A 21,152-nucleotide genomic window follows, 5' to 3' on the forward strand; every position below is an offset into this window, starting at 1 on the left:
GGCACTGGCACTGGCGAACAGCGCTTAGGAGAAGTCGGCGTCGGGCGCGCTTCCGTAGCTGAACTCGATCTTCGGGCGCCATCCACTGTTGAGAACGCCACCACTCTCTTCGAGATAGCAGGCTCCACACAGCGACTGGTAGCCGACATCCACACCATCGATAGCGACCTGGTCGCCATCGAAGATGAACTGATCGCCGACAGTGCGCGCGTTGAAGACAGCCTTGCGGCCGCACCGGCAAATGGTCTTGAGTTCTTCGAGCGAGTGCGCGATTTCGAGCAAGCGACGGCTGCCGGGGAAGGCCACCGTCTGAAAATCGGTGCGGATGCCGTACGCCAGCACCGGAACCTTCTCGACGATAGCGATGCGCAGCAAGTCATCGACCTGCGCCTCGGTAAAGAACTGTGCTTCATCCACGAGTAGGCAGCTCACCGGTAAGCCGGTGTTCTCGAACACCTTCGCACGCTCGCGGGCAAAGACGTCGTAGACCTCGTCGGTTGGTGAGATGATGAAATCTACTTGGCGAGTAACGCCCAAGCGGGAAACGATCGAGCTGTCGCCCTTGGTGTCGATGTGCGGCTTGGCAAGCAATACCTGTTGGCCGCGCTCTTCATAGTTGTAAGCCGCTTGCAGCAATGCGGTGCTCTTGCCACTGTTCATTGCTCCATAGCGAAAATACAGTTTGCTCATCAGCGTAGAAATCCATCCTCAGCGGCCCGACGAATCAGGTCAGCCTTTTTGCTAGCCGGCCGGTTGGCCTTTGCGTACTTTTCCCGCACTCGCCGCAAGTACGTTTTCGCGGTCTCGTACTGAACATTCATGCGCTCAGCGACCTGCGGTGTGCTTAGTCCAGAAGCGTACAGGGTGAGAGCATCCGCCTCACCGGCACTCAGCTTCGGCTTGGACTGGTCGGCAGAACCCGAGGGCAGCGGGCGCCAGTCGTGCTGCTGCGCACCCTCGGCTTCGACGCCCATGATCTGGCGGGCGGCATCCATCACTTCATGCATCGGGAGCGACTTGGAGAGGAAGGTTGCCGCGCCCGCTGCGAGCGCCCGGTCGCGTGCTTCGCGGCTGTCGAGGCTGGAGAGCACGATCACTTTCGCGCCGGCTGCGCGGCACGTGCGCACACGCGCTTCGATCGAAACCGACTCTTTGAGCTGGAAGTCGAGAAAGACGAGTTCCGTCGGAAACTTGTCACTGTGAACGAGCTCGAGCCACGTGCTCGCGGTGAGCACGACGTCGAAGTCGGGAGCGTTATTGGTGATCCAGCTGTTGAGGCTGTCAAGCAGCACTTCGTGATCGTCGAGTATGGCGAGACGAATCGGCGGACGGTCACCCAGGTGGGCGCTGAGGTTGGTCTCAGGGGGTGTCATACGTGAACCTAACGGTGAGGGAGGGCGAGCGATAGGAAATGCGCAGTCCAGTAAAAACTACGCGCAAAACGGCGAGGTAGGGTGCCAGCGAGGAACGCCAGGAGGCTTCGTTCGAACCCACGCTGCCCGTCACGGTAATCGCGGCACCCGTGGGAGTCTTTTCGATTCGCAAACGCACCGTTTCGGCGATCAAATCGGTGCCTGAAGCGACCGCGAGAACGGCAGCTCTGAGCGCCGTGCGCTGGTGGGGCGTCATTGCCGTTGCGAGACGATGCGGGTCGTACACCCGCCGTCCGTCGTCGAGCGCGCCAAAGGACGCGGCAACTACTGATTCGAGCCAGCTGCGATTGACTTCACTCACCATCAGGCTGCGTATGGATTCTGAGTATTGAGCGGCGCGAGCGCGATCTTCAGGGGAGACGATTCCTCGCTGAGCAAGTTCCGTAAACAGGGGAACGACATCGCGATTGAGAATCGTGACGCGATCTTGCTGCACCGAACGGGCGACGCTGTCGTGTTCACGATCCAATTGACGACGCGCTGCCCGCCGAGCACGCATCTCCCACCGTTTGTGAGTGCTTGCCAAGGAGCGCGCAAAGGCGGCCCCACCGAGCGACATCGTCAGCACTGGGGTCATGGTGTAGAGCACCACAATCATCGGCGGTGCTGCGACGTCGGCCACCGACGATTGCACTAGCCCAATAAACCCGGTGAAGATCGACGCCACAATTCCGAGCGTCACCAGTTCGGCAATGGGACGAAAGGGCGCGAGCGCCATGCACATCACCCCAATGACGAGCGGGCCCCAGAAGTCAGTGAGCAGTGCTCCACCTGAACCGATGGATGCCGAGCTCAGTGCGAAGGCAATGATCAGAAATCCGACGATGAGGGCGTGCAGTCCGCCGCTGAGCGGCGGACGAATAGGGCTCGTCGTCGCGATATAGAGCACGGCGGATACGGCGATGAAGAACAAGGCAGCGTTCGCTAGGAACGGATCCTCAATTTGTCCCGCCCGGCTAGCAGTCACCACGACGCTAAAGACCAGGGTGCCGACGACGGCAACGATTCCCGCGGGACGCCCATCGAGAGTTCCGAGCGGATCTAGCTGTTGAACGGTGGTCGTGTCGACGATTGATCTCATTCGCTCACCACCCCGGTAAGCGCCGGCTGATTCTCCGACGTGGGCACTCGGATCATTACGGAGGTACCCAGGCCCGGCGTGGACCACACCTGAACGGTGCCCGAAACCAGTTCAATTCGGCGGCGCACCGACTGACGAAGACCTAGGCGGTCCTCCCCGGTCTCTGCTTCATGAAAACCTTTGCCACCATCGACAACGAGCACGCTAACCTCGTCGGGAGAACCAAAAACCGCAACCTCAGCTTGCATCACACCCGAGTGCTTGATCACGTTCACGAGGCACTGCTTCACGGCCGGTCCAAGCGCGGCAGCGCCTCGAGCGTCCAACCGCGACAGGGCGGCGAGGTCGCCCGTGACCTCGACTGCTAGTTCAAGGGCGCGAGCTTCACTGATGGCGGTGTACAGCGGGCTGCCCTGCCAGTCAAAACGCGGATCGTCGACCGCGTCCGACGCCGCAGTGGAGAGCCATTCCTCACCGATGAGCACTTCAAGGTCACGCTTGATCTCGCGCTGAAGTTGCTCGCTCATCGCGCCGAAGGGGGCGTTCGCGATGGCCGCGAGATGGCTAAGCACCGTGTCGTGCATCACCGCAGCAGAGGTGGCCTCAATTCCATAGCGCAAGCTCGCGAATTCATCGTCGCGAGCCGCCCGATGCAAATGAGACTGCACTCGACGCACACCGCGTTGGCTCGACCGCAAGATGAAGAGAACCACGACTACGGCGGTAAAAACGATGTACCCCGTCGGTTGCACGAGAGGGTCGCCGATGAGCTGCCAGGCAGCCAGAGCAGAAGCAGCTTGCGACGCGATGAGCCCGAGTGAGACCCAGAGCACGCTCCAGGCAACGCTGCTCGCTGCACCGCCCACCAGCATGAGGCCGATAACGGGCAAGTTGATCAGATAGTCACCGATAGATCCCAGCGGGCTGAGCTGAGAGACCACGGTCAGGGTGTACCAGTAGATCGCCGGGGCCCCGATGACGAGATGCGCGACGGTGAAAAACATCGTGCGGTAGCGATTGACGAGAGCGACCGTGACGAGCATCGGAACGAGCGCGAGCGCGGCCGACCAGATGGCAAGACTCACATCGCTGGCTTGCAGGCTCGTGACGCCGAGAAAGGCGACGCTGAAACAGACGAAGGCCACAGTGTTCATCGTTCGCGCGAACGCTCGACTCACACTTTCTTTGCGCAGGTGGGCAGGCAGGCCGATAGACATGCGTGCTCCCCTTCGCCGTGTCGCGGATACAACTGCTCCAGTATGCCAGCATTCGGGGTACGCGGTGTACCCCACAGATGGGGTACGTTTACTCGAATATCCGGTAAATCAGGGTACAAAAATACCCTTATTGCCGCGATTACGGATTAATGTGAAGCGTCTTAGCCGTGCGCTCGAGCGTGGCCCGGGCAAGCTCGGGCGAATCAGAGAGCTGCTGACCGAAGCTCGGGACCATCTTTTCGATCTTCGGACGCCAGTCATTCATACGCTCGGGGAAGCACTTCTCGACCAGCCCGAGCATGATCGGCACCGCCGTGGATGCTCCGGGCGATGCGCCAAGAAGACCCGCGATGGTGCCGTCAGCCGACGAGACAACCTCGGTACCGAACTGCAAGACACCGATCTTCTTCGGGTCTTTCTTCATGACCTGCACACGCTGTCCGGCGGTAATGCGGTACCAATCTTCTGGCTTCGCGTTCGGCACGAACTGCTTGAGCTCTTCGAACTTGGTCTCGGGGCTCGCCAAGAGCTGGCTCACCAAGTATTTGACGAGCGAGAGGTTGCTGATACCGGCCGCGACCATCGGCAGCAGGTTGTGCCAGCGGATGGAGGCGAACAGATCGAGAACAGAACCGGTCTTCAAAAACTTGGGGCTGAATCCCGCATACGGACCAAACATGAGGCTGCCCGTGCCGTCAACGACGCGAAGGTCGAGGTGAGGAACAGACATGGGCGGCGAACCCACGGCCGCCTTGCCGTAGACCTTAGCGCTGTGCGCGGCAACAATCTCGGGGTTGTCGGTGCGCAGGAACTCGCCGCTGACAGGGAAGCCGCCGAAGCCGCGGATCTCTTTGATGCCCGACTTCTGCAACAGGTTGAGGGCGTAGCCGCCGGCACCCACGAACACGAAACGAGCGTTGATCGGGTCAACCGGAGTGCCACCGATGTCGTGGCGAAGTACGAGATCCCACGAGCCATCACGCTGGCGCTTGAGGTTCTTGACCACGATGCCGGTGTTGAGCTGAGAGCCCGACGCAACAAGATTGTCGATCAGATAGTTCGAGAGCGCACCGAAGTCGACGTCGGTGCCCGACGGGATGTGGGTAGCAGCAACCGGCTCCGACTTAAGGCGGCCCGGCATCATCAGCGGTGCCCACCCGTGAATCACGGCGGGGTCTTCGCTGTATTGCATTCCCGCGAAGAGCGGGTGGTCTTTGAGAGCGTCGAATCGCTTGCGCAGATACTCGACGTTGGTTTCGCCCCACACGAAGCTCATGTGCGGGGTGGGGTTGATGAACGAGCGGGGCTCGGGCAGCGCGCCTTCGTCGACGAGGTACGACCAGAACTGGCGCGATACCTGGAACTGCTCATTGACCTTCACCGCGCTCGAAATTTCGATAGAGCCATCGCTCTTTTGCGGGGTGTAGTTCAGCTCGCACAGCGCGGAATGTCCGGTGCCAGCGTTGTTCCACGGGTTCGAACTCTCTTGGGCCAAGTCGCCCAAGCGTTCGAAGATCTGGATCTCCCAGTCAGGCTGCAGTTGCTTCAACAGCGTTCCGAGGGTGGCACTCATGATTCCGCCGCCGATAAGCGCGACGTCGACGGTTTTCTTCACACCACCACTTTAGCCGCCTGTTAGAGCCCTAACGTGCGAAGAGCCTGATCCATCTGTGTTGCCATCTCGGCGTAACCGTCATCGTTGGGGTGCAGCCCGTCGCTGGCCATCCACTCGGGGTGCCCTTCGATCCAGTGCGAGGCTCCCGGAATGTAGTCGGCACCGCTGGCCGCGGCCGCAGCTTCAACCCACGAAATGATGGTCTCGACCGAGTCGGGTCGCTCATCCGTGTACCAAAATGGCTCAACAACAATGAAGCGGGCATCCGGCAGCGCCGTCGTCAAACGATCGAAGTCGTCAGTAATTTGAGTTTGGATGTCGCTTGCTCGCGCACCGAAGCTGAAGTTGTCGTTCAGGCCCATCGTCACAAACACGATGTCGGGGTCATCCGCGATTATTTGGCTAGGCAGGTCGCCATCACCCAACGTCGTGCGGTTGTTGATGAACCCCAAGCCGTTGACGCTCGGATTGAACTCGCTCCAGTCGCGCTGCTCGCTCACGACCGTCGACCAGCGGTTGTCGGCATCCGCTGCTCCCGTACCGAGCGTGTAAGAATCGCCGTAGAAGGCGACGCGCACGTCGTTCGGATCGCGCTCATCCACGGGTTCGGGCGTGCTGCAGGCCGCGAGGCCAAACGACGCCGCCACGACGACGGTTGCGGCAATGGTGCGGGTTACAGAATCGAACTTCATGCCTAGGGTTCGGTGCGGGTGCCCCGATCGGTAGGGAGAATTCCCCCACCAGCTGCCTTACAACCCCACAACGCGCAGCGCTCGATTCATCTGCCCCGCGATAGCAGCGTGGCCTTCGTCGTTGGGATGAAGCTCATCACTGGCCATCCACTCGGGATGACCCTCAAGCCAGTACGAAGCGTGGGCGATGTATTCCGCGTCGACCGCCTCGGCAGATTCGCGCACCCAAGAGATGATCGTTTCGACCGACTCGGGGCGCTCATCCTTGAACCAGAATGGTTCGACCACGATGAGGCGCGCCTCCGGAAGCTCTGTCGCCAACCGAGTGAGATCGGTCGCAATGTTCGCGCGGATCTCAGCGGCTTGAGAGTCGAACGTGAAATTGTCGTTCAAGCCCATCGTCACAATCACCACATCGGGATTGTCGGCAATAATGAGGCTCGGCAGGTCTCCGTCGCCCACGATCGTGCGGTTGCGGGCGTAACCGAGACCACTCACGCTCGGATTGAACTCGCTCCATTCGCGCTGCTCGCTGAGCAGCGTCGACCAGCGCAGTTCTTGCACGCTGGCGCCGGAACCGCGAGTGTAGGAGTCACCATAGAACGCGACGCGCACGGCGTCAGGGTCACGATCATCCACCGCAACGGCCGTCGATACGCACGCCGAAAGTCCGAGCGTCACGGCAACCATCATGGTTGTCAGGAACGCGCGCACTATCGAAGAGAAGCGCATCGCGGTGAAAGCGGAGTGCGGGGAGAACGCTCCCGCTACACCGCTGCCTTCGCAATGATCTTCGCTGCGACGAGTTCTGCAATCTGCACCGCGTTGAGAGCGGCGCCCTTGCGCAAGTTGTCGTTGCTGATGAACAGCGCGAGACCGCGACCGTTCGGCACACCCTCATCCGTGCGGATACGGCCCACAAAGCTGGGGTCGGCACCGGCGGCTTCGAGAGGCGTCGGGACGTCGCTGAGGCTAACCCCTGGAGCATCCGCCAGCAGTTCCGTGGCACGCTCGGGGCTCAAGGGCTTGCTGAACTCCACGTTGATCGACAGCGAGTGGCCGGTGAAGACAGGGACGCGAACGCACGTGCCGCTCACCAAAAGGTTCGGCAGTTCGAGAATCTTGCGGCTTTCGTTGCGCAGCTTCTTCTCTTCGTCGGTCTCGTTGAGGCCGTCGTCGACGATGCTGCCGGCGAGCGGAACCACGTTGAAGGCAATGTTCTTGGGGAACTTGTTGGGGGCGGGCATCGAGACGGCAGCGCCATCTTCAACGAGCCCCATCGTGTTCTGCGACACCGCGGCCGCAGCCTGCTCGAGCAACTCTTCGCCACCGGCAAGGCCAGCGCCCGATACGGCTTGGTAGGTGCTGACGATCAGGCGCTCAAGGCCCGCTTCGGCATGCAGAACCTTCAGCACGGGCATCGCTGCCATCGTGGTGCAGTTCGGGTTTGCGATGATGCCCTTGACGGCCTGGTCGATCGCGTGCGGGTTGACCTCGCTGACCACCAAGGGAACCTCGGGATCCATGCGCCAGCCCGACGAGTTGTCGATAACCGTGACACCGGCAGCAGCGAAGCGCGGTGACTGAGCCTTCGAGGTCGTCGCTCCCGCAGAGAAAATCGCAACGTCAAGGCCCGCGGGGTCGGCAATAGCGGCATCTTCAACGGTGATCTGCTCGCCCTTGAACGGCAGAGTCGTGCCAGCGCTGCGCGATGACGCGAAGTAGCGAATCTCCGCTACCGGAAAATCGCGCTCTTCGAGCAGACGGCGCACAACAGCACCGACCTGACCGGTCGCCCCAACAACACCAATACGGATGCCTGCATTACCCATGAAAACCTCTACCTACAGTCTGCGTTCGGCAACACTAGCGCCGAACGACCCAATCTACGACAAGCGGTGGCCGTGAGACCAACGGGAAACTAGCGGCCCGTGCCCGCGTGAACAACGGCTTCTACGTCACCATCAAGCCCGAACGCGGTGTGCACAACGCGAACAGCTTCAGCAATAGTGTCGGCACGCGTCACTACAGAAATACGAATCTCACTCGTGGAGATCATTTCCATGTTGATGCCGGCCTCGAAGAGCGCCGTGAAGAGACGAGCGGACACTCCCGCGTTGGTGCGCATACCGCCACCGACAACCGACAACTTGCCGATCTGGTCGTCGTGCTGCAGCGATTCAAAGCCAACTTCTTCTTGGCGGAAGGTGAGTGCACGCAGGACGTCTTCGGCATCCGACTTCTTCAGGGTGAAGGAGATGTCGGTGCGACCCGTGGATGCCAGAGAAACGTTCTGAACGATCATGTCGATGTTGGCATTGGCCGAGGCCACGATCGTGAAGATCTGCGCAGCCTTACCGGGAACGTCAGGAACTCCCACCACCGTGATCTTCGCTTCGCTCAGATCGGAGGCAACACCTGTGATGATTGCTTCTTCCACGCTCTCTCCATCCTTCGGATTGACCACTAACGTGCCCGTGTTGTTGTTGAACGACGACCGCACGTGAATTGTGACGCCGTGACGGCGTGCATATTCCACCGCACGCACGTCAAGAACCTTGGCGCCCGCCGCAGCAAGCTCCAACATCTCTTCGCTGGTGACGACATCGACCTTGCCGGCCGACTTCACGATGCGAGGATCCGCCGTGAAGATTCCGTCAACATCGGTGTAAATCTCGCAGGTCTCAGCGCTGAGGGCAGCAGCCAAGGCTACGGCGGTGGTGTCTGAGCCTCCACGACCAAGCGTGGTGATATCGCCCGTTACGCGGTTGAAACCTTGGAAACCAGCGACGATGGCGATAGCGCCGTCGTCGAGGGCCTCTTTGACACGGCGAGGAGTAACTTCAACAATGCGCGCGGACCCGTGTTGAGCGTCAGTGACCATTCCGGCTTGGCTACCCGTGTAGCTGCGGGCATCCACGCCCAAACTTTTGATCGCCATCGCGAGCAGCGCCATCGAGATTCGCTCGCCAGCCGTCAGCAGCATGTCAAGCTCGCGGCCCGTGGGTACAGGTACAACCTGTTCGGCGAGGTCGAAGAGCTCATCGGTGGTGTCGCCCATGGCAGAGACCACTACTACGACGTCGTTTCCCGCTTTGCGGGTCTCGACGATTCGCTTTGCGACGCGCTTAATACTCTCAGCGTCGGCAACGGATGAGCCACCGAACTTCTGAACGATGAGGCTCATTGTTCTCCTGAAGCTTGCGTTTGCGGGCAATGACTGCCCAAAGTGCGAGTCTAACGGTGCACGCACACCCGGCGAACTTCGTTACGGGAGTGCTAGTTGTCGATCGTGCGACGACCCTCGAATGCGCGACCCAGAGTTACCTCATCGGCATATTCCAGATCTCCACCCACCGGGAGACCGGAGGCGAGGCGCGAGATTCGAAGGTTCGGTTGAACGAGAAGCCGCGTGAGGTAAGTCGCGGTTGCTTCACCTTCGAGATTGGGGTCGGTCGCGATGATGACTTCTGTGACGACACCGTCAGCCAACCGGCCCAGCAGTTGTTTGATCCGCAACTGGTCAGGGCCGATTCCGTCGATAGGGCTGATGGCCCCACCAAGTACATGATACAGGCCGTGGAATTCGCGGGTGCGCTCGATGGCGACCACGTCTTTCGCCTCCTCTACGACACAGATTGTGGCCGGTGAACGGCGAGCATCACGACAGATAGAGCATGTCTCCTGCTCAGTCACGTTGCCGCAGATCGCACAAAAGTGAACCTTGTCGCGGATGTCGTTGAGCAGTTCTGCAAGGCGTCGAACGTCAAAGCTCTCGGTCTGCAAAATGTGGAACGCAATACGTTGTGCCGATTTGGGCCCGATGCCGGGGAGTCGACCGAGTTCGTCGATCAGTTCTTGAACAATTCCGTCGTACACGGGTTACTCGTCTCTCGGCTGTGGAACCACGCGGGGCTCCACTTGCTGTTCTTCAATAAAAGTGGCGTTCAACAATTCGCGCACGACCGCTTCGCCGTAGCGCGAGCGATCCATGCGGGCGGCTGTTGCCGACATCGCGACCCGTGCTTGCGACTCGGGCGGCGCGGGCGGTGCTGCGGCAGCGGCTGCGGCGAGGCGATCGACGGCGGGGCCATCACTGTTCTGCTGAGCGCGCTGCGCTTGCTGCTTCACGGTTTCGTGAGCCGCTGCGGCACCGCGCGGTGCTGACGGGTCGGTCTCTGGTTCTGGCTCGGATTCCGGGATGGCTGCTACAGCCCATCCCCCGGGCTCACGATCTTCGGCCGGCGCAGGTTCCTCAGGCTCGGGGCCTTCGTCAACGGCCGGAGCAGTCTGCTGCGGAGCACGCGAGGGAGCTGAGGGCTCGGTCGGTGCCGCTGTCGGCTGCGAGTCGTGACTCGGCGCTGCGGGAGCAGCGGCTGCGGGCGGGGCGGCGGGAGGCGCAGACGGCGCTCCCTCGACCTTGGCGATGAATGCGGGCTCGAAACCGAGCACGTGCACAAACGCCTTCTTGAGGTAGTCACCGACACCTTCACCGGGCGCGCTGCGCTGCTTGAGGGCTTCGACATCCCGTTCGCTCGGGAACGAGAGCACCAAAATCTTGTCATCGCGCAGCTCGAGCGGCTTAGCGGTGAAGACGACCATCCACGCGGTGCGCTTGAGCGTCTCGACGACTTCGAGAATCTCCGGCCAGGCATCTTTTACCTGCTGGATGGACACGGGAGTCGTGCGAGGCGCAGCCGGTGCCGAGAGGCCCGGGTTGGCGGGCGGAACCGGAGCGGATGCCGAGGCTGGCTCTGTCGCCGGAGCCGCAGCTGGCGTCGCACCAGCGTCGCGCTCGCTCGCCAGCACCGGGGCCGGCGCAGCGCTAGAAGCCGAGGCAACAGGTGCAGGCGCAACAGCAGGAGCCGCCGCACGCGCGGCCGGGGCGGCAGCACGAGGCGCTGCAGGCGGCGTCGAGGCAGCAGCACCCGATCCGTCGCCTTCGATGCCGATACGGCGCTCAAGGCGCTCCACACGAGCAAGAGCACCACGCTGGGTGTCGTCGCTGGCGGGCACCATGATGCGCGCCACCATGAGTTCGAGGTGCAATCGCGGCGACGTTGCACCGGTCATGTCAGAGAGAGCCGCGTTGATCACGTCGGCTGCTCGCGAGAGTTCCGCAGCGCCTAGAGTGTGCGCTTGCTGCCCCATACGTTCGAGCTGGTCGTGCGGGATGCCGCGAAGAACTTCGGCAGCACTGCCTGCGGTGGCGGCCACGACGATGAGGTCGCGCATCCGCTCGAGCAAGTCTTCGACGAAACGACGAGGGTCTTGACCGGTCTGGATCACGCGGTCGACCGACGAGAACGCGGCACCGGCGTCACCCGAACCGAGCGCATCGATAACTTCGTCGAGCAGTTCAGCGTGGGTGTACCCGAGCAGCGCAACGGCGCGTTCGTAGCCAACGGTTGCGGTGTCGGAGCCTGCGATGAGTTGATCGAGCAGCGACAACGTATCGCGCACAGAACCACCACCGGCGCGCACGACGAGCGGCAGCACTCCTGGCTCGACCGTCACGCTTTCGCTCTCACACAGTTGCTGAACGTAGTCGAGCATTTGGGCGGGCGGAACCAAACGGAAAGGGTAGTGATGGGTGCGCGAACGAATCGTGCCAATCACCTTGTCGGGCTCGGTCGTCGCGAAGATGAACTTCACGTGCTCCGGCGGCTCTTCGACAATCTTGAGCATCGCGTTGAAGCCCTGCGGCGTCACCATGTGCGCCTCGTCGAGAATGAAGATCTTGAAACGGTCGCGCGCCGGGGCGAATACGGCGCGCTCACGCAGGTCTCGGGCATCCTCAACACCGTTGTGGCTTGCCGCGTCAATCTCGACAACATCGAGCGAACCGCCACCATCACGCGACAGCTCAACACACGACGCACACACACCACAGGGAGTGTCGGTGGGGCCCTCGGCACAGTTGAGACAGCGCGCCAAAATACGGGCGGATGTCGTCTTGCCACACCCACGCGGACCACTAAACAGGTACGCATGATTGACCCGATCGGTGCGCAACGCTGTGCGCAGCGGATCGGTCACTTGAGACTGGCCGATGAGTTCAGCAAAAGTCTCGGGCCGGTATCGGCGATATAAGGCAGCAACCACGCCCCTAGCGTAGTCGTGCCCGCTGACGATCCCAACGTGCGGTGAGCGAACAGGCGCAGCCCACACTTATCTCAAAGTTGTGTGAAATCGACCAAACCGAAGGGGCGCCCGCCCCGAATCATCTCTGGTCGGCTGGTTACCGACCACAGCCACACCTGATCCGTGGCAAGCGTTACCCGAATAGACGTGCAGGGCTCACCCGGGGGGTGGGGAAACCCTGCACGCACTTAGCTCTCGAGGCGAGTGATTGGGTGGCAGCGCTCCAGTACGCTGCCACCCCTATTCACGCCCGGTGGCGACCGGTAGGGCGTCGAGAAATCATGAGCAGTCCGCCAGCCGCGATGAGAGCGACAGCGAGCCAAGCAGCTTGGTAGCCCGACGAACCAGTGAAGGCGAGGCCATCATCCGCTGCAGCCAGTGTGGTGAGTTCGAAGGTGAAGCCAGGGGTGTTGACCTCTAGTGCGCCCGAGGCGACCATCGCAGGAACCCACATCGCTTCGTGTTCCGGTGTGACCACGGTGGCAACTGTGTCACTCAGCACTGTGAAGTTGGAGCCCCACACAGCACCGAAGCGAGCTCCGGTAGCGGCCGAGAATCCAGTTCCACGAAGGGTCACTAGAGTGCCACCATCATCGGGCCCCACGAGCGGTGTCATTGACATGACTACCGGGGCTACGACGTAGGTGAACTCGCCAGCGGCGGCATCCACGATGGGATGCTCGACCACCACGGCTGCTGCGCCTGCCGACCCTGCGGGCGTCGTGACCGTGATCTCGGTGTCGCTCACGACGGTGAACGAGGTTCCATCTTCCCCGTCGAAAGTCACCCCCGTCGCTCCAGTAAAGCCACTACCCGTGATCGTCACCTCCGTGCCGCCCGTCAACGGACCGGTATCGGGCGCCAAGCCGGTCACACTCGGATTCGCGAGGTAGGTGAAGGTTGCCGAGGTCGAATCGTCCGCGGCGTGGGTCACCACAACGTCAACGGCTCCCGCAGCGTGCGCGGGGCTCGAGACAGTGATTTCGGTATCGCTGACCACGGTGAACCACGTTCCGTCATCCCCGTCGAAGGTCACCCCGGTGGCGCCGGTAAAGCCGGTACCGGTGATGGTCACTACGGTTCCTCCCGCGACGGGGCCGATGACCGGACTGAGCGACGCAGTCGCGGGCCCGTCAGTGTAGGTGAAGTCTCCCGCCGCTGCATCGGCGATCGGATGCACGACCACGACGGCCGCGTCTCCCGCCGCATGGGCAGGACTCGTGACGGTGATCTCGGTGTCGCTCACGACAGTGAACGACGTTCCGTCATCCCCATCGAACGTCACGCCGGTTGCACCGGTAAAGCCCGTGCCCGTGATCGTGACCTCAGTGCCGCCAGCAAGCGGGCCAGAAGTCGGGCTGAGGTCGGTCACGCTCGGAGTTGCTAGGTAGGTGAAGTCGCCAGCGCTCACATCGCCACCGGCATGCTCGACGACAACGTCAACGGCGCCAGGCGCATGAGCCGGGTTGGAGACAGTGATTTCGGTATCGCTAACTACGGAGAACGACGTTCCCGCATCCCCATCAAAGGTCACCCCGGTAGCGCCGGTAAAGCCGGTGCCGGTGATGGTGACTTCCGTTCCTCCCGCGATTGGTCCCAGGTCGGGGTCCATCGTGGAGACGGTCGGCGCAGCGAGGTACGTGAAGTCTCCTGCCTCAGCGTCGCCAGCAGGGTGCTCGACCACTACCGCGGCAGCGCCCTCGGCGCCTGCGGGTGTGGTGACGGTGATTTCGGTATCGCTCACCACGGTGAATGACGTTCCATCTTCACCGTCGAAGGTGACGCCCGTTGCGCCGGTGAAGCCGGTGCCGGTAATCGTGACAGCCGTTCCGCCGGCAAGCGGGCCCACATCGGGAGCGATCGACGAGACCGTGGGTGCGGCCTGGTAGCTAAATTCGCCCGGAGCCGAATTGGCTGGCGTGTTCAGCACGATCACATCGACGACGGCAATGACGTGGGCTGGGGTAGAGACAGTGATCTCGGTGTCGCTCACGACGGTGAACGACGTTCCGGCATCCCCGTCGAACGTCACACCAGTCGCATCAGTGAAGCCGGTACCGGTGATGGTGACCGCGGTTCCGCCAGCGACCGGGCCGATGTTCGGCGACAGCGACGAAATGATGGGAGCTTCGGTGTACGTGAAGTCACCGGCAGCGACATTCCCGAGCGGATGCTGCACCACCACGCCGATGGTTTCCGCGGCGTGCGCGGGGCTCGAGACGGTGATTTCAGTGTCACTCACGATGGTGAACGACGTTCCGGCATCTCCGTCGAAGGTGACTCCCGTGGATCCGGTGAAACCGGCACCCGTGATCGTCACTTCAGTGCCGCCCGCGAGCGGCCCCTCGGTAGGAGCCAGGTCGGAGACGGTCGGTGCTCCGCGGTACGTGAACGTGCCGGGAGCCGAGTCACCAGAGGCGCGCTCGATGATGACGTCGACAGCGCCCAAGGCGTGTGCCGGGCTCGTCACGGTGATCTGAGTGTCACTGTCGACGGTGAATGACGTGCCATCGGTTCCATCGAACGTGACACCGGTGGCATCCGTGAACTCAGAACCGGTGATCGTCACTACAGTGCCGCCCGCGATCGGTCCGAAGTCCGGGGTGAGAGACGAAATGAGCGGCACCGGCGTGTAAGTGAACTCGGCAGCATCCGAAGCACCCGCAGGATGCTGGATGATCACATCAACGTCGCCCGCAGCATGAGCGGGACTCGTCACGGTGATTTCGGTGTCGCTCACAACGACGAAGTCTGTGGCAGCAACGCCATCGAAAGTGACGCCCGTGGAGCCGCCGAAGTCGGTTCCCGTGATCGTCACCGCTGTGCCGCCGGTTGCCGGCCCGCTTCCGGGATCGATGTCGGTGATCGCCGGGCGAACTCCAACGCTGTTGGGGCCCACGGCCGAGCGCGCGATGTCCAACTCAAGAAGACTGGCTACCGGACCTTGAGCAAGCAGCCCCACGCGCAATGCCGTTTCGACAAATTGCTGTTCGGGTGCCGTACCGATGAACTCTTGGTTGTTGATAGTGATCGCTAGAACGGATTCGAGAGCAGTGAAAACCGGCGACAAAGCAGCAATGAGAGGGGTAACGACGCTCGACTGCAGACCGGCGACAAATGTCTGTAGTGCCGCGGTGCTCGGGTCGAGGAGGTCACTGACGAGAGGCGCGACAACTCCGCCGACGATAGCCGTCGTTAGGGCAGAGATATCGAGAACGCCAAGCGCCGCGATACCGATCGTCCCCGACGAACTCGCGAGTTCAGCCAGAGTGCCTTCAACGGTTACGCTAGCGAGAGGGATGACACCGAGCCCGAGATTGACGCCCAAGGTCACCTCGATGTCGACTTCTGCGGCGTCGAGTGCCGCGGTGACCGCATCTTCGACGTTGTCAGCGAACTGGCCGACCAGCGTCGTTACTGACGCGGTGATTGCCGTGAGCTCCGCGGACGTCAACACTGAAGTGTTTGCGGGTTGCCCCGAGAGCGAACCACCCTTCAACTCTGCGAGGTCGACCGTGATCTCTCCCGTGCCGAAGTCAATCGTTACGGCGTCAGATGTCATCGGAGTGTAGAGCGGCGCGATAGCGCCAGGAAGGTCGAGCGTGACGCTCGCCGACGTGCCCGTGGTCGATACGAGACCAAGCCCTCCCAGAGCGCTCACAGCGACACTGGAGACAGCTCCCACAAGAGAGCCGCTGGGGCCGGCAACCGCATCCACAGCACCGGAAAGAGTGCCTGCAAGCCCGTCAACGGTCGAGCTCACTCCGGCAACAGTGTCGCTCGTAAGTTTGAGCTCAGCGCCGACGATTTCATAGCTCCCGGTCGCCGCCGCTGGCGCAGCCACCGCAGCACGCGAGCTCGTCGCTCCGACCTCAAGTGACAGAGCAGTAAGTTCGCTCGCCAACCCCGCGTCGAGAACTTCGGCTAAATCAAGAGAAAGCGGCGAGGGGCGGTCGCCCAAGCCAAAGAGAGCCACTCCGACATCGCCGTTTACATCAACAAGACCCGTCGCAGCAATCGAGCTGCCGTCGTTGGCCGCTTGCGAGAACGCGCTCAACACGCCTGCATCGGCGAGCGCGATTGGTACGCCGACACCGCCCACTGTTGCGGTCACGCCCGCGAGGACACCAACGCCCGCCGTCTCTGTTTGAAGCGCCTGGGTGCCGTCGTTGCTGGCATCCGATTCTCCGAGAAGAGCCAGTTCGCCAGCGAGCAGTCCGGAGAGCAAGCTCCCCGAAAGGTAGGCAGACTCCGCAATAGAGTCATCGCCCGCTGTGGCCTGTGCTGGCACACCCGCAGAAAACAGTGAAAGCGAAACGAGCCCAGCGGTAGCGAGCGTTGCGACACCCGCCCGCACGACTCGCTCCGAGACCTTTGTCTGGTCGCCTGTACTAAAAATTGGTTCGCTGAAAAACATGACGCCCCCTGATCGCGAGACCGAAATGCACACTGCACACAGTCTCAACTCGAGTAGTGGTGAGCTACTCGCAGGGTGGTGAGCCCAACGCTGAGGCCGCCTGAATTCGGTCTCAACTCCACCCTAAAACTTGAGGATGCTGCAAATCAAGGGGCCAGAACGGGGGACAAGGGAATTGGTCTAACGGGTTACAGCCTCAACCGACTCTCGCGCTATTTGCAACTCCTCGTTAGTGGGGATCACGAGAACCTTTACGGGTGACGCGGATGCCGACACCACACGTTCGTCGCGTCGCGCTTCAGAGTTGGCGGCGGCATCCATCACGATGCCGAACGACTCGAGCCCTTCGACGGTGGCCATGCGGGTATTCGCGTTGTTCTCGCCGACACCGGCGGTGAAGACGATTGCGTCTGCTCCGCCCAACGCCACGAGGTACGCCCCGAGGTAGTGACGAAGCCGGTGATAGTAGACGGCGAGCGCCGCCTGCGCGCGCTCATCGCCCGCATCCGCCTTCGATTGCACGTCGCGCATGTCACCCGTGCCGGTCATACCGAGCAGACCGCTTTTGCGATTGAGCAGGTGGTCGAGCCCGGCGAGATCCATGCCCGACCGGCCCAAGTGAAAGAGTGCGCCGGGGTCGATGTCGCCCGAGCGCGTGCCCATCACGAGGCCTTCCAGCGGAGTCATCCCCATTGACGTTTCGACACTGCGCCCGCCGTCGATGGCACAGACCGAAGCACCATTGCCGAGGTGGAACACGATCAGTTTGAGATCAGCCAGATCGTTGCCCAGAACGGCAGCGGCCCGTTCCGCGACGTAGCGGTACGAGGTGCCGTGAAAGCCATAGCGTCGCACGCCGTGCGTGCGCGCCAGTTCGGTGTCAATTGCATAGGTGTAGGCCGCAGCCGGCAACGTGCCGTGGAAGGCGGTATCGAAGATCGCGACGTGAGGAACGTCGGAGAAGGCGGCACGCGCAGCCCGGATTCCTTTGAGATTGGCCGGGTTGTGCAGCGGCGCCAGCACCGACATCTCCTCGAGGCGATCCTCGATCGCGTCGGTGATGACAGTGGCGGCAGTGAACTCCGCACCCCCGTGAACCACACGGTGGCCGACGACGGCCGGATGCTCATCGCCGAGTTCCGCCAAAATCTGGCGCATTCCTTCGTCGTGGTCAGCGGCTCCCCCGCCGGGCTCGCCCAGGCGTTCCACGATGCCGCCGCTATAGACAGCGCCGGACTCGGCATCCAGCAGCTCCCATTTGATGGATGACGAACCAGAGTTCACCACGAAGACAGTGGTCATGCGTTCTCCTACTTCTTTGTAGTCTGAGCTTCGGCCGCGACGGCCTGCGCCTGGATAGCGGTGATCGCCACGGTGTTCACGATGTCTTGCACGAGCGCTCCTCGCGAGAGGTCGTTGATGGGCTTGCGCAGGCCCTGAAGCACGGGCCCGATCGCGACGGCGCCCGCACTGCGCTGCACAGCCTTGTACGTGTTGTTTCCGGTATTGAGATCGGGGAACACGAAGACCGTGGCACGGCCAGCCACCTCAGAATCGGGCATCTTCGACTTGCCGACCGCAGCATCCACGGCGGCGTCGTACTGGATGGGGCCGTCGACTGCGAGGTCGGGGCGACGTTCGCTCACCAGAGCGGTCGCAGCGCGCACCTTGTCGACATCCGCTCCGCTGCCCGAGGTTCCGGTGGAGTACGAGAGCATCGCGATGCGCTGGTCGATTCCGAACTGGGCTGCAGTGGCCGCGGACGAGATTGCGATGTCGGCGAGCTGGGCGGCATCCGGATCGGGGTTCACCGCACAGTCGCCGTAAACAAGCACCCGGTCTTCGAGACACATGAGGAACACGCTCGACACGATCGACACATCGGGTTTCGTCTTGATGATCTCGAAGCTGGGGCGAATCGTATGCGCCGTGGTGTGCGCAGCGCCCGAAACCATGCCGTCGGCGAGACCCAAGTGCACCATCATCGTGCCGAAGTACGACACATCGGTCACGGTCTCGCGGGCGACATCCATCGTCATTCCCTTGTGAGCTCGCAGTTTCACGTACTCGGTAGCGAAACGGTCGCGTAGCTCTTCATCAAAGGGGCTCAGGATGCTCGCGCCGGAGATATCGAGACCGAGCTCAGCCGCACGCCCCCGCACCTCGCCCTCGTCCCCGAGAATCGTGAGCTTGGCGACGCCTCGACGCAGCAGCGTGCTCGAGGCGCGAAGGATGCGGTCGTCGCTGCCCTCGGGCAACACAATGTGCTGCGGGCGCTGGCGGGCACGATCAAGCAGGCCGTACTCAAACATGAGCGGCGTCACGACCGTGGGCGGATGCAAGTCGAGGCGGCGCATGAGCTCGGCGGCATCCACGTGCTGCTCGAAGAGCGCGAGCGCGGTGTCGAACTTTCGCGGCGACTCCGCAGCCAACCGACCGCGGGTCTTCGTGATGATGCGGGCCGTGTCGTATGTACCGAAGGAGGTGCGGATAACCGGCAGCGCCACATCCAAACCATCCATGAGGCGCTCGATCTGAGGCAACAGATCGAAACCACCGTTCAGGATGATGCCCGCCAATGACGGGAACGTCTCCGAGGCGTGCGCCATCAGTGTCGCGAGCAACACATCCGAGCGGTCTCCGGCAACCACCACGACCGAGCCCTCGATGAGACGCAGCAGCACGTTCTCCATCGTCATCCCAGCCACAACAACGCCGAGCGCCTCGCGCTGCAGCAGGTCAGCGTCACCGCGCAGCAATTCGCCATCGACAGCGGCCAGTAGCGAGCCAAGGCTCGGAGCAATAAGGAAGGGATCTTCGGGGATAGCCCAGACCGGCGTATCGTCGCCGACCGCAGCGCTCACTCCCCCGATGATGTCGTCGAGATGATCGGGGTCTGACCTATTAACTACAACGCCGACCAATTGGGCGTGAGCGGCATCCAACTCTTGATGAGCGATCGAATAGACCTGAGCCATGTCGGCGGGGCTGCGGCTCTCGCCATCCTCCGACTGACCGCCCAAGACCAGCAGCACCGGCGCACCGAGGTTCGCTGCGACGCGCGCGTTGTACGACAACTCGGTGGGGCTGCCGACATCCGTGTAGTCAGAGCCAACGATGACAACAACATCGCACTGCGCCTCGACAGCCTTGAAGCGTTCAATGATGCGACTGAGCGCGAGATCGGGATCAGCGTGAACATCGTCGTAGCCAACACCAACGGCGTCGTCATAGCTGAGGTTGACGGCTTCGTGACCGAGCAACATCTCTAAGACATAGTCGCGCTCATCACTGGTGCGAGCAACCGGGCGGAACACCCCCAACCGTTTTGCTTCACGGCTGAGCGTGTCGAGCAGACCGAGGGCGATCGTGGACTTGCCAGCGTGACCCTCGATGGAAGTGATGTAAATGTTCCGCGTCACAGCTTCAGCCTACGCGTCGAACATGCTGATCAGCACAAAAGAAAAGACCCCTCGCGCACCCGCCAGAGCCCGGTTACCCTTGCTACGTTTCCGTCCTGGGGGAGTTGGCCTGGATGGCGCCACGCGAGGAGCCGCCTCCAGTCTACCCAAAATTAGAACACTGTTGCGCGCCCTCGTTGCTCCCCTAATTCACAGCGATTGCCGCGTCGATTACCGCTGAACCCCTGACCCCGTTATGATCACTTGAGGTTGTTTGCGCTAAGGCGTGTTCAACTTGCCAGGAGAATTCGCCTAGTGGCCTATGGCGCACGCTTGGAAAGCGTGTTGGGTGCAAGCCCTCGGGGGTTCGAATCCCCCATTCTCCGCATTTGAAGGCTGATGTCGCACGGCGCGAACCGACGAAAGGGACTGCCGTTGTCACGGAACAGCGATCCTTACAATTTGTCGCCGAGCGATCCTCGCCAGCGAATTACGCCCCCGCGCAGCTTGTTTCATCGCGGACTGCTCGCTGGCCTCGCTTTTCTTGGTCCTGTTTTCGGCGTGCTCTACATCACCGTTCTTCCCGACGGGCCATGGCTCGCGGTAGTAATTACCCAGATCGTGGCCACTCTCGTGGCGGTCGGCGCGATCATCGCCTACTTTCGCATTGGCATCTGGTTCTCCCCCGACGCCCCCGTCGTCAGTGAACGCGGTTTCTTCGGCCGCACCGTGCATTTCGCCAAAGCGGATGCCGAATACATGCTTCGTGCCGAGGTCTACACGAGCGACGGCCTAGAGTCGCGTCCCACGCTCGCCGTCATGGGAGCCGACGATCGCCGCCTGCTCCGCATGCGTGGCCAGTACTGGTCCCCCGAACACCTCGATCAAGTCGCGGCCGTGTTTTCCGTGCCCACTACGCGGCTTCCTTGCACCGTCTCGACGGGCGAAGTTCGCGAAGATTACCCTGCCTCATTGTATTTCTTTGAACGGCATCCGACCGCCTTTATCGTGGTCGCAATTGGCGCCACCGCAGCCACCGCAGCGATCTTGATGGTCGCTTTGGCGTACCTGCGCTCGCTCGGCGCTTAGTTTTCGTCGCGCGGCCCTTTGGCGTCGGCGACAACGACAAAAGCCGCGCCACCCCACCCGCCG

The 21,152-nt window shown here is 62.0% G+C and carries 15 protein-coding genes, 1 tRNA gene and 1 other RNA gene; 2 read left to right on the forward strand and 15 right to left on the reverse strand.

Features of this window, described 5'->3' with window-relative positions; translation table 11 throughout:
* Nucleotides 1–24: 24 nt before the first annotated feature.
* The 15 genes from ACWTV3_RS11460 to ffs all read right to left on the reverse strand — a co-directional run bounded on the left by ACWTV3_RS11460 (nt 25) and on the right by ffs (nt 20,157).
* The gene (locus ACWTV3_RS11460) at nt 25–690 is read right to left on the reverse strand and encodes a thymidine kinase (RefSeq protein WP_498478333.1); all 666 of its coding nucleotides are present in this window, start codon (nt 688–690) and stop codon (nt 25–27) included.
* On the reverse strand, nt 690–1,373 hold the full coding sequence (locus tag ACWTV3_RS11465; RefSeq protein ID WP_498478334.1) for a response regulator transcription factor: 684 nt from the start codon (nt 1,371–1,373) through the stop codon (nt 690–692). Before ACWTV3_RS11465 ends, ACWTV3_RS11460 begins: the two co-directional genes overlap by 1 nt.
* On the reverse strand, nt 1,360–2,514 hold the full coding sequence (locus ACWTV3_RS11470) for a hypothetical protein (protein WP_498478335.1): 1,155 nt from the start codon (nt 2,512–2,514) through the stop codon (nt 1,360–1,362). Before ACWTV3_RS11470 ends, ACWTV3_RS11465 begins: the two co-directional genes overlap by 14 nt.
* A complete protein-coding gene (locus ACWTV3_RS11475) occupies nt 2,511–3,731 on the reverse strand; it encodes a sensor histidine kinase (protein WP_498478336.1) in 1,221 nt (406 codons plus the stop codon). Before ACWTV3_RS11475 ends, ACWTV3_RS11470 begins: the two co-directional genes overlap by 4 nt.
* 139 nt (nt 3,732–3,870) lie before the next feature.
* Nucleotides 3,871–5,346, reverse strand: a complete 1,476-nt coding sequence (locus tag ACWTV3_RS11480) for a malate:quinone oxidoreductase (protein WP_498478337.1) — start codon at nt 5,344–5,346, stop codon at nt 3,871–3,873.
* A 20-nt stretch (nt 5,347–5,366) separates the two neighbouring features.
* Entirely contained in the window at nt 5,367–6,038 is a 672-nt protein-coding gene (locus ACWTV3_RS11485; RefSeq protein ID WP_498478338.1) for an SGNH/GDSL hydrolase family protein, read from the reverse strand.
* A 57-nt stretch (nt 6,039–6,095) separates the two neighbouring features.
* The gene (locus ACWTV3_RS11490; RefSeq protein ID WP_498478340.1) at nt 6,096–6,752 is read right to left on the reverse strand and encodes an SGNH/GDSL hydrolase family protein; all 657 of its coding nucleotides are present in this window, start codon (nt 6,750–6,752) and stop codon (nt 6,096–6,098) included.
* A 53-nt stretch (nt 6,753–6,805) separates the two neighbouring features.
* Nucleotides 6,806–7,870, reverse strand: coding sequence for an aspartate-semialdehyde dehydrogenase (locus tag ACWTV3_RS11495; protein ID WP_498478341.1), 1,065 nt, complete (start codon nt 7,868–7,870; stop codon nt 6,806–6,808).
* 89 nt (nt 7,871–7,959) lie between these two features.
* Nucleotides 7,960–9,225, reverse strand: a complete 1,266-nt coding sequence (locus ACWTV3_RS11500) for an aspartate kinase (protein ID WP_498478342.1) — start codon at nt 9,223–9,225, stop codon at nt 7,960–7,962.
* Nucleotides 9,226–9,317: 92 nt separating this feature from the next.
* Entirely contained in the window at nt 9,318–9,917 is a 600-nt protein-coding gene (recR, locus tag ACWTV3_RS11505) for a recombination mediator RecR (protein ID WP_100389502.1), read from the reverse strand.
* A gap of 3 nt (nt 9,918–9,920) precedes the next feature.
* Entirely contained in the window at nt 9,921–12,143 is a 2,223-nt protein-coding gene (locus ACWTV3_RS11510; RefSeq protein ID WP_498478343.1) for a DNA polymerase III subunit gamma and tau, read from the reverse strand.
* A gap of 283 nt (nt 12,144–12,426) precedes the next feature.
* Nucleotides 12,427–16,599, reverse strand: a complete 4,173-nt coding sequence (locus tag ACWTV3_RS11515) for an IPT/TIG domain-containing protein (protein WP_498478344.1) — start codon at nt 16,597–16,599, stop codon at nt 12,427–12,429.
* A gap of 180 nt (nt 16,600–16,779) precedes the next feature.
* Nucleotides 16,780–17,901: an acetate/propionate family kinase gene (locus ACWTV3_RS11520; protein WP_498478345.1), complete on the reverse strand. Its 1,122-nt coding sequence runs from the start codon at nt 17,899–17,901 to the stop codon at nt 16,780–16,782.
* An 8-nt stretch (nt 17,902–17,909) separates the two neighbouring features.
* Nucleotides 17,910–20,021, reverse strand: a complete 2,112-nt coding sequence (gene pta, locus ACWTV3_RS11525) for a phosphate acetyltransferase (protein ID WP_498478346.1) — start codon at nt 20,019–20,021, stop codon at nt 17,910–17,912.
* A 39-nt stretch (nt 20,022–20,060) separates the two neighbouring features.
* An RNA gene (gene ffs, locus ACWTV3_RS11530) (signal recognition particle sRNA small type) lies at nt 20,061–20,157 on the reverse strand.
* Nucleotides 20,158–20,301: 144 nt separating this feature from the next.
* On the opposite strand from ffs, the gene ACWTV3_RS11535 reads away from it, so the two are divergent.
* A tRNA-Ser gene (locus ACWTV3_RS11535) sits at nt 20,302–20,386 on the forward strand.
* A 76-nt stretch (nt 20,387–20,462) separates the two neighbouring features.
* Nucleotides 20,463–21,089 (forward strand): hypothetical protein, encoded by a 627-nt coding sequence (locus ACWTV3_RS11540; protein WP_498478347.1) that lies wholly within the window; start codon nt 20,463–20,465, stop codon nt 21,087–21,089.
* Nucleotides 21,090–21,152: the final 63 nt, after the last annotated feature.

Source organism: Salinibacterium sp. AL4.1, from assembly GCF_059767305.1.

Coding starts and splice junctions, on each gene's coding strand:
- ACWTV3_RS11500 (WP_498478342.1), bottom strand. CDS start 9,225: ATGAGCCTCATCGTTCAGAAGTTCGGTGGCTCATCCGTTGCCGACGCT.
- ACWTV3_RS11485 (WP_498478338.1), bottom strand. CDS start 6,038: ATGAAGTTCGATTCTGTAACCCGCACCATTGCCGCAACCGTCGTCGTG.
- ACWTV3_RS11470 (WP_498478335.1), bottom strand. CDS start 2,514: ATGAGATCAATCGTCGACACGACCACCGTTCAACAGCTAGATCCGCTC.
- ACWTV3_RS11465 (WP_498478334.1), bottom strand. CDS start 1,373: ATGACACCCCCTGAGACCAACCTCAGCGCCCACCTGGGTGACCGTCCG.
- ACWTV3_RS11515 (WP_498478344.1), bottom strand. CDS start 16,599: ATGTTTTTCAGCGAACCAATTTTTAGTACAGGCGACCAGACAAAGGTC.
- ACWTV3_RS11495 (WP_498478341.1), bottom strand. CDS start 7,870: ATGGGTAATGCAGGCATCCGTATTGGTGTTGTTGGGGCGACCGGTCAG.
- ACWTV3_RS11520 (WP_498478345.1), bottom strand. CDS start 17,901: ATGACCACTGTCTTCGTGGTGAACTCTGGTTCGTCATCCATCAAATGG.
- ACWTV3_RS11475 (WP_498478336.1), bottom strand. CDS start 3,731: ATGTCTATCGGCCTGCCTGCCCACCTGCGCAAAGAAAGTGTGAGTCGA.
- ACWTV3_RS11460 (WP_498478333.1), bottom strand. CDS start 690: ATGAGCAAACTGTATTTTCGCTATGGAGCAATGAACAGTGGCAAGAGC.